This is a genomic window from Chengkuizengella sp. SCS-71B (genome assembly GCF_040100845.1).
GTDB lineage: Bacteria > Bacillota > Bacilli > Paenibacillales > KCTC-33759 > Chengkuizengella.
In genome coordinates this window covers 2,831,189-2,844,270 of sequence record NZ_JAZHSH010000001.1, presented here as the reverse complement: position 1 = coordinate 2,844,270, position 13,082 = coordinate 2,831,189, and the positions used below count along the sequence as shown (strand labels likewise).

The 13,082-nt window shown below is 35.0% G+C and carries 14 protein-coding genes; 12 read left to right on the top strand and 2 right to left on the bottom strand.

Annotated elements, in window-relative coordinates; all coding sequences use genetic code 11:
- Positions 1 to 41: 41 nt before the first annotated feature.
- The 3 genes from VQL36_RS13925 (at position 42) to VQL36_RS13915 (ending at position 3,468) form a co-directional block, all read left to right on the top strand.
- Complete coding sequence (locus tag VQL36_RS13925; RefSeq protein WP_349249904.1) at positions 42 to 572, top strand: hypothetical protein; 531 nt, start codon at positions 42 to 44, stop codon at positions 570 to 572.
- Between the two features lie 189 nt (positions 573 to 761).
- Positions 762 to 2,252 carry a glycerol kinase GlpK gene (glpK, locus tag VQL36_RS13920; protein ID WP_349249903.1) on the top strand — a complete coding sequence of 497 codons (1,491 nt, stop codon included), beginning with the start codon at positions 762 to 764 and terminating at the stop codon, positions 2,250 to 2,252.
- Positions 2,253 to 2,382: 130 nt separating this feature from the next.
- Positions 2,383 to 3,468 carry a nitrous oxide reductase family maturation protein NosD gene (locus VQL36_RS13915; protein WP_349249902.1) on the top strand — a complete coding sequence of 362 codons (1,086 nt, stop codon included), beginning with the start codon at positions 2,383 to 2,385 and terminating at the stop codon, positions 3,466 to 3,468.
- A 115-nt stretch (positions 3,469 to 3,583) separates the two neighbouring features.
- Here the strand turns inward: VQL36_RS13915 and fadH are convergent, their stop codons facing one another.
- A complete protein-coding gene (gene fadH / locus VQL36_RS13910; RefSeq protein WP_349249901.1) occupies positions 3,584 to 4,348 on the bottom strand; it encodes a 2,4-dienoyl-CoA reductase in 765 nt (254 codons plus the stop codon).
- Between the two features lie 133 nt (positions 4,349 to 4,481).
- On the bottom strand, positions 4,482 to 5,906 hold the full coding sequence (locus VQL36_RS13905; protein ID WP_349249900.1) for an NAD-dependent malic enzyme: 1,425 nt from the start codon (positions 5,904 to 5,906) through the stop codon (positions 4,482 to 4,484).
- Positions 5,907 to 6,197: 291 nt separating this feature from the next.
- On the opposite strand from VQL36_RS13905, the gene VQL36_RS13900 reads away from it, so the two are divergent.
- The 9 genes from VQL36_RS13900 to VQL36_RS13860 all read left to right on the top strand — a co-directional run bounded on the left by VQL36_RS13900 (position 6,198) and on the right by VQL36_RS13860 (position 13,077).
- The gene (locus VQL36_RS13900) at positions 6,198 to 6,542 is read left to right on the top strand and encodes a histidine triad nucleotide-binding protein (RefSeq protein ID WP_349249899.1); all 345 of its coding nucleotides are present in this window, start codon (positions 6,198 to 6,200) and stop codon (positions 6,540 to 6,542) included.
- Between the two features lie 109 nt (positions 6,543 to 6,651).
- Positions 6,652 to 6,825: a 30S ribosomal protein S21 gene (gene rpsU / locus VQL36_RS13895; protein WP_160646171.1), complete on the top strand. Its 174-nt coding sequence runs from the start codon at positions 6,652 to 6,654 to the stop codon at positions 6,823 to 6,825.
- A 14-nt stretch (positions 6,826 to 6,839) separates the two neighbouring features.
- Positions 6,840 to 7,283 carry a GatB/YqeY domain-containing protein gene (locus tag VQL36_RS13890; protein ID WP_349249898.1) on the top strand — a complete coding sequence of 148 codons (444 nt, stop codon included), beginning with the start codon at positions 6,840 to 6,842 and terminating at the stop codon, positions 7,281 to 7,283.
- Between the two features lie 169 nt (positions 7,284 to 7,452).
- Positions 7,453 to 8,793: a nodulation protein NfeD gene (locus tag VQL36_RS13885; protein WP_349249897.1), complete on the top strand. Its 1,341-nt coding sequence runs from the start codon at positions 7,453 to 7,455 to the stop codon at positions 8,791 to 8,793.
- 31 nt (positions 8,794 to 8,824) lie between these two features.
- Complete coding sequence (gene floA, locus VQL36_RS13880) at positions 8,825 to 9,814, top strand: flotillin-like protein FloA (RefSeq protein ID WP_349249896.1); 990 nt, start codon at positions 8,825 to 8,827, stop codon at positions 9,812 to 9,814.
- 6 nt (positions 9,815 to 9,820) lie between these two features.
- On the top strand, positions 9,821 to 10,240 hold the full coding sequence (locus tag VQL36_RS13875) for a hypothetical protein (protein ID WP_349249895.1): 420 nt from the start codon (positions 9,821 to 9,823) through the stop codon (positions 10,238 to 10,240).
- Positions 10,241 to 10,486: 246 nt separating this feature from the next.
- Positions 10,487 to 10,765, top strand: a complete 279-nt coding sequence (gene yqfC / locus VQL36_RS13870) for a sporulation protein YqfC (RefSeq protein WP_349249894.1) — start codon at positions 10,487 to 10,489, stop codon at positions 10,763 to 10,765.
- A gap of 29 nt (positions 10,766 to 10,794) precedes the next feature.
- The gene (gene yqfD, locus VQL36_RS13865) at positions 10,795 to 11,991 is read left to right on the top strand and encodes a sporulation protein YqfD (protein WP_349249893.1); all 1,197 of its coding nucleotides are present in this window, start codon (positions 10,795 to 10,797) and stop codon (positions 11,989 to 11,991) included.
- A gap of 117 nt (positions 11,992 to 12,108) precedes the next feature.
- On the top strand, positions 12,109 to 13,077 hold the full coding sequence (locus tag VQL36_RS13860; RefSeq protein ID WP_349249892.1) for a PhoH family protein: 969 nt from the start codon (positions 12,109 to 12,111) through the stop codon (positions 13,075 to 13,077).
- Positions 13,078 to 13,082 lie beyond the last annotated feature (5 nt).

Sequence of the window (13,082 nt, the reverse complement as noted above, 5' to 3'; positions counted from 1 at the left end):
GTTTACTAAAAATGAATAATGCCAATACTGGGGTGTCCCCTATGTCAAATAACACAAATGCTGGGATATCCCCTATATCAAATAATAATGTAGCACCAACATCAAAGGCAGGAGTATCTCCTGTATCAAATGAAAACATATCCCCGATGTCAAAAGCAGGTGTTGCACCAGCACATATGAATGGTATGAAAGATGTTTGTTGTGAAAATATGCATCGATATGTCATGGTTGAAATGATGGATGGTACTACCCAAGACGGATTTGTAGAAGGTATTGATGAGGAAAATTTATATCTAGCTTGTCCAAGGTGCGAGAATGTAATGGCAGCTGAAGATCATATGATGCCAAACACCATGCATCACTCTCACCATATGATGCCAAACACCATGCATCACCCTCACGAAATGAGACAATTTGGATATGGTGGATTTGGAGGATTTGGATATCCAGGGTATGGTTTTGGATTCCCAGGATATGGATATGGATTCCCATATGGTAGAAGATTAGGTTTTTCCAGAAGAATATTTCCTTTTGGATTTATAAGAAGATTCGGCAGACTACCGTATTATTGATACATTCATCTTTTGCGTAAAGTAATTCATTAGAATAATTTAATAGTTACTTATTATTTAGAGATTAGGTCAATTTGATTTAGTCTCTTATTTTTTATTTACGAATCATTTTAAGCGTTGTAAAGTAAAATGTATAAGTGAAAACGCTTCATTATCATTTAAAGGATTGTATTAGAAGGGGAGAGTTTAATGGAACAATATATATTAGCTTTAGATCAAGGAACGACAAGTACGAGAGCGATCGTATTTAACCATAAAGGACAAGTCGTTAAAAGCGAACAAAAGGAATTCACACAACATTTTCCAAGACCAGGTTGGGTAGAGCATGATGCGATTGAAATTTGGGAGTCCAGTTTAAAGGTCATGAAGGATGTTTTGACAAATTCGGATATAAAGCCTTCTCAAATTGCAGGCATTGGAATTACAAATCAACGAGAGACGGTTGTCGTATGGGATAAACAAACTGGGAAACCAGTATATCATGCAATCGTGTGGCAATCACGTCAAACTGATGAAATATGTGAACAATTAAAAGCAGAAGGTTATGAAGATATATTCTCTGCTAAAACAGGACTCGTTATTGATCCTTACTTTTCAGGGACAAAGGTAAAGTGGATACTAGATAATGTAGAAGGGGTACGAAATAAAGCAAATCAAGGAAATCTATTATGCGGAACGATAGATAGTTGGCTGATTTGGAAGTTGTCTGGTGGACAACAACATGTAACGGATTACTCAAATGCTTCAAGAACCTTAATGTACAATATTTATGAGCTCCAATGGGACGATGAGCTTTTAGCTATTTTAAATGTTCCCAAATCTATGCTTCCTAAAGTTTGCCCTTCTTCTGAGGTATATACAACTACATCTACTGAACTTTTTGATGGGTATTCCATCCCAATTTGCGGTGTTGCAGGAGATCAACAAGCTGCTTTGTTCGGGCAAGCCTGTTATAAGCAAGGAATGGTGAAAAACACCTACGGTACGGGATGTTTTATGTTAATGAACACGGGTGAAAAAGCTGTGAAATCAAGCCATGGTTTACTTACCACTATTGCCTGGGGAATAAATGGAAAAATTGAATATGCACTAGAAGGAAGTGTGTTTGTAGCAGGTTCTGCTGTCCAATGGTTACGTGATGGTTTGAAGCTGATTCAACAAGCATCAGATAGTGAAGCTTTCGCTGAAAAAGTGGAATCAACGGATGGAGTGTATGTCGTGCCTGCTTTTGTTGGATTAGGTACTCCTTACTGGGATAGTGAAGTAAGAGGATCTATATTTGGTCTTACAAGAGGGACTGACAAATCACATTTGATCCGTGCAACATTGGAGTCTCAAGCTTATCAAACAAAAGATGTTTTAATGGCTATGGAAGCTGATGCTGGTATTCCTGTAAATACATTACGAGTTGACGGTGGCGCTGTTCAGAATAACTTTTTAATGAATTTTCAAAGTGATATTTTAGGTGTGTCCGTTGAACGTCCAACCGTAAATGAAACAACAGCATTAGGAGCAGCTTATTTGGCAGGTCTTGCAGTCAACTATTGGAAAGATCAGAATGAAATATCGCAAAATTGGTATCTAGATCAAAGTTTTCACCCTTCTATGAATGAGTACATGAGAAATAAACTTTATGGTGGTTGGAAAAAAGCTGTTAAAGCTGCAATGGCTTTTAAATAAGTTGAACAAATGAATTGTTGAAGATATTGCTAGGTGCTTTTCTTAATTCTGGTACATTAGATATGAGTCCACTCCTTTTTATTTTATTTGAATATATTAATGTATCAACAAAAACTTAGGAGTGGTATATATGACTGTTTTTAATGTACCTGACCCAATACCCACCATTACAGCTGCCCTTGCTATGGCAGGACCAAATGACACAATTAGGATAGCACCTGGAACTTTTTCTGAAGCATTAGTCATTGGTGCTGGCAAAGCTGGAATAAGAATCATAGGATCAGGAGTTAATAAAACGATACTTGAGGGTAATAATGCCCTTAACACAGCATTTGATATTACCGGTTCACAATTGGTAACTATTGAATGCCTTACTGTCCAAAACTATACTAATGATGGGATTGAGATCAATACAAATAGTAACATTCTTAGAAATCTTTTAGTTATTGGAAATGGAGCGGAAGGAGTTCATGTTACAGCGGGAACTCACAATCTTGTCATGGACGTTGAATCAAGTGGTAATTCTAGTGATGGGATTGATCTAGATACTAATTTTAATTATTGCATCAATTGCATTGTGAAAGATAATGGGATCGATGGGATTTCAATTACTGCTGATTGTAATTTTATATGTAATAATTTAATTCAAGGCAATGGTGATGGGATTTTCACAACATCTGCAGCAACTGATAATTTGTTTATAAATAACTGCCTAATCAGCAACACAGATTCTGGTTTAGATGCTGAGGGAGATGGGAATTTAATTTATTGTAATCAAGCCCTAGGAAATACGAATTTTGGTTTTGAAATAGAAGAAAATAATTTAATACTTGGCAATAAAGCGGCCAAAAATGGAGCAGATGGCATCATGACTGCTGATTTTTCATCTGGGACTGACAATCGAATATTGAAAAATAAAATCTTTCAAAATATGCTGAATGGTATAAATATTACAGGTATGGATAGTATTATAGACAACAATTGCGTAGTAGATAATACTCAAGCAGGTATTTTATTATCTACTACATCTGATAATAATGGAGTTCGTTCAAATTGTTTAGAAGGAAATAATCCAGATATCCAAAATAATGGAGGACCAGGTAATGTCATTGATGAAAATAAATGTGAAACAAGTGTACCTGATGGATTATGTGAAGACTGTGGATTCAACTCAATCAAAACAAAAGGTCGATTTTTCCCCCCACATCTTAGATGATATAGTTTACTGTATAGCAGCATAAAATTAGCCGTCTGAACATACTCTGACGGCTAATTAAGTATTAAGTTAAATATTATTTTTGAAATTATAATTTCTGTTCACTGTTTTTTGCTTAAAATGGATGTTGATTCCATTGTTGTCCACCATCTAATGTTATACATTCACCATTCATATAAGAAGCCTTGTCTGAGAACATGAAATAAGCTAATTCAGCTATTTCTTCAGGTTTTCCAATTCTTCTTAAAGGAATACTGTTCAAAGTTCTTTTAGCTGCAGCTTCTGATTGGAATAGTTTTTCAGCTCCACCAGTTCGCTCTATTGGTCCTGGTGCGATAGCGTTTACACGAATGCCATAACTTCTACCCCATTCAACAGCTAAAGTTCTAGTCATAGCAAGTACACCTGCTTTTGCTGAGGCTGAATGAATTACTCCTGGACCTGCATCCCAAGCATACGTTGCAACTATGTTTAGAATGTTTCCTTGCATATGCCTGTCAATCCAATATCTGCCTACAGCAGAACTGCAATAGAATGTTCCATTTAATACAATATTAATGACTGCATTCCAACCATTAACGGATAAATCTTCTGCCATACAGATGAAGTTTCCAGCGGCATTATTAACTAGAAAATCTATTCTGCCAAAAGTTTGATCTGTTTTTTGCACCATTTGATCCACTTGATCTGGTTCTCGAACATCCATTTGAATACATAAGACCTGTCCATCATAAGTTTCGATTTCTTTTTTCGTTGCTTCTAATTTCTCTAGAGTTCGTCCAGTGATAGCGACTTTTGCACCTTCTTGAGCAAATTTCTGTGCCATATGTTTGCCCATTCCATTTGAACCACCTGTAACAATAACTACTTTATCTTTCATAGATAAATTCCCCTTTCAATATTGTTTATTTATATTTAGAGAAAATTCTCAGAAGCCCTATGTTTAAGTATATAATATAAATTATGACAAGAGACCAGAGTTTAGATAGTCCTGGTCTCTTGCTTTTATTTGTTTATTTACGAAATTGTTTTGGAATTTTTCGAGCTACATTTGTGTTTATAGCTGCTTCAATTACATTTCTTCTAACTTTTTCTACAACTTTTTGATTGAAAACACTTGGTATAATGTAATAACTGTTTCTTTCTTCATCGGTTATAACTGATGCAATTGCTTCTGCAGCTGCTAGTTTCATCTCTTCATTAACTTCAGTTGCTCTGCAGTCTAATGCACCTCTGAAAATACCAGGGAAAGATAACACATTATTAATTTGGTTAGGATAGTCTGATCTTCCCGTTGCCATCACACCTACGATGTCCTCAATTTCTTTTGGATCAATTTCAGGAGTAGGATTAGCCATAGCAAAAACAATCGGATCTGTCGCCATGTTTTCAACGTCTTTCCTCTTTAAAATTCCTCCAGCAGATAATCCTATAAACACATCGGCATCTTTAATGACATCACTTAAACTTCCACTTAACTGATTAGGATTTGTATTATCAGCGTACCAATTCCACATTACATTATCATAGGATTGAGTTTTGACTAGGGCACCTTCACGATCGACCCCAATAATTTCTTTTACTCCAGCGGCCAGTAATATTTTGCTGCATGCTATTCCTGCAGCTCCAATTCCAGTTATCACTACTTTTACTTCATTGATAGATTTTTTCACAATTTTCAAAGCACTGATTAAAGCAGCATATAATACAATCGCTGTTCCATGTTGATCGTCATGGAAAACAGGAATATCTAACTCTTCATTTAATCTAGATTCAATTTCAAAACAACGTGGAGACGAAATATCCTCAAGGTTGATACCACCAAATGTCGGTGACAAGGCTTTAACTATACTAATAATCTCTTCAGTGTCTTGCGTGTCTAAACAGATTGGAAATGCATCAACTTCAGCTAATTGTTTAAACAACATCGCTTTACCTTCCATGACTGGCATGGCGGCATGAGGTCCGATATTACCTAAGCCTAAAACAGCACTTCCGTCTGAAATAACGGCTACTGTATTTTTTTTAATGGTTAATGTATGTGCCTTTTTCTCATCTTCATGAATGGCAGAACAGATCCGTGCTACTTCGGGTGTATAAACACGGGATAAATCCTCACGATTTTTAATTGGTGTTTTTGGACGCATTTCAATTTTTCCACCTAAATGTAGTAGAAAGGTTCTGTCAGATACATGAATTATTTTTGCACCTTTTAATAATTTTACTCGATCAATAATTTCATTAATTTGAGTTGTTTCAGAAACGGTAACAGTAAGGTCACGGACTGTAATTTGTCTATCTGTTTGTATGACGTCAATCGCAATAACATCTCCACCTGATTCTGATATAGCCGTAACAACTCTACCAAATTTGATTTCTTCAGTATCCATTTCGATACGGAGAATGATGTTTTTTCCACCTAGGTCTCTATTTGACATGCTGCTTTCCTCCTAATTCGAATCCATTAATTTCAGATAAGAAAGATAATAACCTTTTGAAAATTTTTTCTAATATAATCCGCATTATTCAATAATAAATAATATAGATTATATATATTATATAACATATATAGCTAAATAATATCTAGTTGATTCTCTAAATTGCTAATAGAACTAAAATATCAATACGAACAAAAAAATTAATTGACATTAAAAATAAGTAAAAATTGGACTCTGCTTGTATTTTTCGATATGATGAATATGCACTATATATGTAGGGGGTGAATTGAAATGAGTTGTATTTTTTGTAAAATTGTCGAAGGGGAGCTCCCCTCAAAAAAGGTATTTGAAAATGAACTAATTTTAGCTTTTCACGATATTCAACCAGAAGCACCTGTACATATATTGTTTATTCCGAAAAAACATATACCGTCGATGAATGAAATAACACCAGAGGATGTAGAGGCAATTTCTGAAATTCATTTGGCAATAAAAAAAGTTGCTAAGGAATTGAATGTAGATGAAAGTGGATACAGAATTGTTAATAACTGTGGTCAAAACGGGGGACAATTAGTTCCACATCTGCATTATCACTTACTTGGTGGAGAAAGATTAGGACGACTTAATCCAAAATAATTTGCTCTAGAAAAAAGTGATAGGTTGACACTATCTTCTAATATAACATATAATTTTTATGATAAGCCGTTTTTATGTTGGACGGTCTGTTTGGAGGGAGGGAAAACTGGTGTCTGAAACTAAAGTTCGTAAAAATGAATCACTAGATGCAGCACTTCGTCGTTTTAAACGTTCAATGGCAAAAGATGGAGTGATTGCTGAAATAAAAAAACGTAAACATTATGAGAAACCGAGTGTGAAACGTAAAAAGAAATCTGAGGCTGCGCGTAAGAGAAAGTTCTAGGGGGATTTTAAAAAATGAGTTTGAGTGAAAGATTAACTTCGGATATGAAGCAAGCGATGAGAGATAAAGAAAAATTAAAACTTACCGTTATTAGAATGATTCGTTCAGCAATCAAAGATGTAGAGATTAATGAACGAAGAACACCAGACGATAACGATGTGCTTGCAATCATTACCCGAGAGATAAAACAAAGAAAAGATTCCCTCCAAGAATTTAAAAGCGCAGGTAGAGATGACCTTGTAGAAAAATTAGAAGCAGAAATCAATATCATTAATGAGTACCTTCCGCAACAGCTAAGCGAAGAAGAAATTATCGAAATTGTTCAACAGACCATCCAAGAAGTTGGAGCTTCTTCTAAGGCGGACATGGGTAAAGTGATGGGTGCACTTATGCCTAAAGTAAAAGGTCGTGCTGATGGCAAAATAGTGAATCAAACTGTTCAAAACTTTCTACAATAAAAAATCTAATGAAGTTTTTTTTGAATAAAAGGAACAAAAGGCATCTCCTAATGGGGATGCCTTCGTTTTATATTTTAATTTATAAGGAGTTTTCTTTATTGAAACCACCTCGATACATTTACGTATTAAGTGAATATGAGTTATCATTAAACCGAAAGGAGGAATATCATTGAAACGAAATTTATTTAGGCTTATTTATATAAGCGCTTTAATTTGTTTCATATTATCATCTTTTATTTCAATACAAGCCAAAACAAATGACCCTACAAAAGATTTGGTTTATGTCATTCCAATTGAACAAAGTATAGAGTCAGGTCTGCAAAAGTTTCTAGAACGTGCTTTTGATGAAGCATATGAGAATGGTGCAGATCAAATCATTTTAACTGTGAATACATTTGGTGGTTTGATTACCGATGCAATTGATATAGGTGAAATGATAAGAATGAGTCCTGTACCTACTACTGCTTATATACAAGGAAAAGCACTTTCGGCTGGAAGTTATATTTCACTTAATGCTAATCAAATTATGATGCAGCCTGGTAGCTCCATTGGTGCAGCCGCGGTTGTAGATCTTGCAGGAAATAAAATAGAAGATTCTAAAGTCATTTCAGGATGGCTGAGCTCAATGAAAGGTGCTGCAGAATTAAATGGCCGTAACCCTGAATATGCAATGGGTATGGTAGATGATAACCTGATTATCAACGTTACTGAAATTGATCGCACTTTTGGCAAAGGTGAATTAATCTCTTTTTCTGCTAATGAAGCCGTACAAGCGGGATATGCAGAGGGTGAAGCGAGAAATATTAATGAAGTTTTGGAGAGCCTAAATATTGTGGATTACGAAATTGTTGAAATAAATCAGTCTCCTGCAGAAACATTGGCAAGATTTGTTACTAACCCTATAATCATGAGTTTATTATTACTTATTGGCCTTGTAGGTGTTGCATTTGAAGTGTTATTACCTGGTTTTGGGTTCCCTGGGATAATTGGTGTTAGCGCTTTTGCATTATATTTCTTTGGTCATTATATTGCTGGATTTGCTACAATTGAACATGTTCTTTTATTTGCAGCAGGTGTGGTATTATTACTAATAGAAATATTTGTTCCAAGTTTTGGTATTTTTGGGATCTTAGGAATTGTTTCTTTAACTAGCAGTGTCATTTTAGCCGCATCAAATACAGGAAACGCTATGTTATCACTCATAATAGCTATTGTGACGGCAGTTGTTGTGATTGCAATTTCCATCAAATATTTAGGTCATAAAGGAATTTGGAATCGTTTTATTTTACGGGAATCGCTTACAAGTGATAAGGGGTTTAATTCCACTGAATTAAAGGAAGATTTAGTGGGTGTGAAAGGGGAGACTTTAACTCCTCTACGTCCATCTGGAATGGCCAGATTACAAGAAGAGAGAGTTGATGTAGTTACACGTGGAGAATTTATTGACAAAAAAGTAGAAGTCATAGTGGTAAAAGTAGAAGGAACACGTATTGTAGTCAGGGAAGTTTAAAGTTAAATCAAATTTTAGGAGGTATTTTTTAATGGCAGATCTTGACCCTTTAGTTATTTATCTAGTTATTGGTGCTTTAGCAGTAATTGTTTTAACCGTATTTTTAAGTTTTGTACCTATTATGCTTTGGATCTCCGCACTCGCTTCAGGTGTTAAAATAGGTATTTTCACATTAGTAGCAATGAAAATTCGTAGAGTTATTCCAAGTCGAATTGTAAACCCAATGATTAAAGCAACAAAAGCCGGACTAGGATTATCTATTAATCAGTTGGAAAGTCACTATTTAGCTGGAGGAAACGTAGATCGTGTTGTCAATGCTTTAATTGCAGCGCAAAGAGCAAATATAGATCTTGTATTTGAAAGAGCTGCTGCGATTGATTTAGCTGGACGAGATGTACTACAGGCAGTACAAATGAGTGTTAATCCAAAAGTGATTGAGACACCACTTGTAGCAGCTGTTGCAAGTGATGGAATTGAAGTTAAGGTTAGAGCTCGTGTAACAGTTCGTGCCAATATAGATCGTTTAGTTGGTGGTGCAGGTGAAGAAACCATTATTGCCAGAGTTGGTGAAGGAATTGTAACAACAGTAGGTTCAGCTAGCTCTCATAAAGAAACATTGGAGAATCCTGATACAATTTCTAGAGTGGTTCTAGAAAAAGGGTTAGATTCTGGTACTGCTTTTGAAATTTTGTCTATAGATATTGCTGATGTAGATGTAGGTAAAAATATTGGAGCAAATTTACAAACTGAACAAGCGGAAGCTGATAAACAAATTGCTCAGGCGAAAGCGGAAGAAAGACGTGCAATGGCTGTTGCTCAAGAACAAGAGATGAGAGCTAAAGTAGAAGAGATGAGAGCTAAAGTAGTGGAAGCAGAATCCAAGGTACCTCTTGCAATGGCAGATGCATTAAGAGAAGGGAAACTTGGAGTCATGGATTATATGAATTTGAAAAATATTGATGCTGATACTAATATGCGCGATTCATTTGGCAAATCTACAGACCCTGATAAAACGGAGTGATGACATATGGATTTTATGTTAATCATTGCAATAATAGCCATCGTTGTCATAAGTAATCTATTTAGAAATATTAGTAAACAAGTGCAAACGCAAAGAATGCCAACTTTTGGAGGCACTGATGATGGCGAAGGTCCATTGAATTTGGAACCAACTGAAATTAAGCAAACGGTTGTATTGGAAGACAGAAAAGTTGCACAGCCTGTTCACTCCTTTAGTACAACAAATTTCGTTGAGCACAAGGATTTAAGATCAAGTAGTGGATTTGGAAATACAGCAGTGACTAAACCCATTGTAACATCTTCGCAAGAGAAAAAAGTTATACAAAACAAGGGGCTTGATCCTAATCAAGCTATTCAAGGGATGATGTGGTCTGAAGTTTTTGGACCACCAAGAGCAAAAAAACCTTATAGATACCCACAAAAGTAGGGTTTAGTAACTTAGTCTTTAACTAAAAGCAAATTAAATCTGTGTTCTACAAACAAGCAGAGGAAAATAAAATCCTAATTAGGATTTTATTTTCCTCTATTTTTGTTAACTGCCTTGTCATGAAAGCAGTTTTTGATACTCCTCCCTTGATTTAGAGTGTTTTCTTGTGTCATATTTCTTCATTTCGTTTCATATCGATTTGTATACGGTTATAGTTGTGTGCTGACCCTTTAAAGGAGGGGCTATATGAGCCGCATTAAAAAAAAGCTTCGAAAATTCACAGCAAATGTTCTTGACTTACCTAAGGATGTAATATTTGATTTGCCTAGAATAACGATGATTGGAAACATGCAGCTGTATGTAGAAAATCATAAAGGTGTTATTCAATTTTCCAGTGAGAAATTAACTTTGCAGTTGGATGTAGGGAAATTAGAAATCATAGGTAAAGATCTTGTAATTAGAGCCATTTTATCAGAGGAAGTATTTATCGAAGGCGTAATAGTAGATGTCAAATACATTCAGTAGTGGATAGTAGGATTTAAGGGGGGAGAAAGGTGCAGTACCAACTGATTACATATTTTCAGGGCCATGTTAAAATTGAAGTTAGAGGAAAAGATATAGAAAAGCTTATGAATGAACTTATTCATAGTAAAATAAAAATTTGGGATGCAAAAAGATTATCTGGGGGATCAATTGAATTTCATATCCATTTAAATGATTTTTTTAAGCTTCGCCCGCTTTTAAAAAAGACAGGCTGTAGAATGCGTGTAAGAAAACGTTTTGGTTTTCCATTCTTTTTAAATAAATTTTTGAGAAGGAAATTTTTTATCTCTGGCATTGCCTTGTTTCTAATGGGAATTTATATATTGTCAACGATGGTATGGAATATAGAAGTGATAGGTACTGAAAGGTTAAGTACCGAGCAGGTTTTGGAAAAAGCAGAGGGATTGGGAATACATAAATATCAATTTAAATTTAAAATGGATGACCTTGATTTCGTAGCTAGGGAGTTGACGAGGAGTCTGCCTGAGAGTAGTTGGATCGGTGTAACAATGAAGGGAACAAAAATTCAGATCAAGGTTGTTGAGTCAACTATTCCTGAAGAAGTCCCTTTACTAAGCCCTAGGAATCTTGTAGCAACTTCTGATGCTATCATTACTGAAATCTTTGCAGAGAAGGGGAACCCTGTAGTTAGAGTAAACCATCGAGTGAAAAAGGGAGATGTTCTAATCTCTGGTGTTATTGGTGATGAAGAGAATCAAGAAATTGTTGTTGCCAAGGGAAAAGTCAGAGGTTTGGTCTGGTATGAATATAATGTAAAGGTTCCATTAAAACAAGGAGTTAAAGTGTATACAGGTAGTGTGGTGGATAGAAAATATTTAGTTTTTGGGAATAGAGCCTTAAAAATAATGGGTTTTGGTAGCTTAGAATTTGAGAAATCTGAAAATATTCTGTCTAAACATATGTTAGGTTGGAGAGAATATTCTTTACATATTGGATGGATGGATGAAAAAATATTGGAATCCCAAATAGTGGAAAGAGAATTAAGCATGGAGGAAGCTCAATCTGTTGGTATCCAACAAGCAATATCAGATATCCTTTTTAGTACAGGAATTGATTCTAAAATACAAGCACAAAATATAATTGAAACTAAGGAAGAAAATGGGGTTGTACATATGAAAATCCTATTTGAGGTAGAACAGGATATTATGACTGAACAGCCTATTGCTGAAACTAATCAATTATTTTAGAAGATATTGTTGCATTTCTCTACAGTTATCAGATACACTTGGACATATAGATATCTATAGACGGGTGAATATTCATCTATAGAAATGGTATTTACACTTACTAAGGAGTATGAGAATTTGATTGAACACAAAAACAAAGAATCCATAACATTAAAAGATACATCTGAAGCATTATCATTATTTGGACCACACGATAAATTTTTAAAGATTATTGAACAAAATAGTGATTCTAAAATAATATCTAGGGAAGCCGAAATTTCGATTGAGGGAAATGCGAATGAAGTGGCTTATTTGAAACATTTGTTTGAAGTATTACTTGATTTAATTCGGAGCGGATATACACTTTCAGAAAGAGATATATTATATGCGTTTGAATTATCCAAAAAATTTCAAGCAGATCAGTTACTTGAATTATACAAGAATGAAATTACTACGACTTTTAAAGGAAAACCAATTCATATTAAAACGATTGGACAGAACCATTATGTTTCTGCGATAAAAAAGAAAGACATTGTATTTGGGATTGGTCCTGCTGGTACAGGAAAAACTTATCTTGCTGTAGCCTTAGCGGTTAAAGCTTTGAAAATTGGTGATGTCAAACGAATCATCCTTACGCGTCCTGCAGTAGAAGCAGGTGAAAGTTTGGGCTTTTTACCAGGAGATCTACAAGAAAAGGTAGATCCTTATTTAAGACCACTTTATGATGCTTTACATGATATTTTAGGCGCAGATCAAGTTGTAAAAGCAATAGAAAGAGGAATGATTGAAATTGCTCCTCTTGCTTATATGAGAGGACGTACATTAGATGACTCATTTATCATATTAGACGAGGCACAAAATACAACGCCTGAACAAATGAAAATGTTTTTAACGAGACTTGGGTTTGGATCGAAAATGGTTATAACAGGTGATAAAACACAAATTGATTTACCTAGAGGGAAAAAATCTGGCTTAATCGAAGCGGAAAGGGTTTTACATAATATTGAGGAAATTGGATTGATCCAATTTACAGAACAAGATGTAATTCGCCATTCTTTAGTACAACAAATAATTGTGGCCTATCAGAACTATACGAATATGGAATAAGAGGG

Coding starts and splice junctions, on each gene's coding strand:
- VQL36_RS13925 (WP_349249904.1), top strand. CDS start 42: ATGTCAAATAACACAAATGCTGGGATATCCCCTATATCAAATAATAAT.
- glpK (WP_349249903.1), top strand. CDS start 762: ATGGAACAATATATATTAGCTTTAGATCAAGGAACGACAAGTACGAGA.
- VQL36_RS13915 (WP_349249902.1), top strand. CDS start 2,383: ATGACTGTTTTTAATGTACCTGACCCAATACCCACCATTACAGCTGCC.
- fadH (WP_349249901.1), bottom strand. CDS start 4,348: ATGAAAGATAAAGTAGTTATTGTTACAGGTGGTTCAAATGGAATGGGC.
- VQL36_RS13905 (WP_349249900.1), bottom strand. CDS start 5,906: ATGTCAAATAGAGACCTAGGTGGAAAAAACATCATTCTCCGTATCGAA.
- VQL36_RS13900 (WP_349249899.1), top strand. CDS start 6,198: ATGAGTTGTATTTTTTGTAAAATTGTCGAAGGGGAGCTCCCCTCAAAA.
- VQL36_RS13890 (WP_349249898.1), top strand. CDS start 6,840: ATGAGTTTGAGTGAAAGATTAACTTCGGATATGAAGCAAGCGATGAGA.
- floA (WP_349249896.1), top strand. CDS start 8,825: ATGGCAGATCTTGACCCTTTAGTTATTTATCTAGTTATTGGTGCTTTA.
- VQL36_RS13875 (WP_349249895.1), top strand. CDS start 9,821: ATGGATTTTATGTTAATCATTGCAATAATAGCCATCGTTGTCATAAGT.
- yqfC (WP_349249894.1), top strand. CDS start 10,487: ATGAGCCGCATTAAAAAAAAGCTTCGAAAATTCACAGCAAATGTTCTT.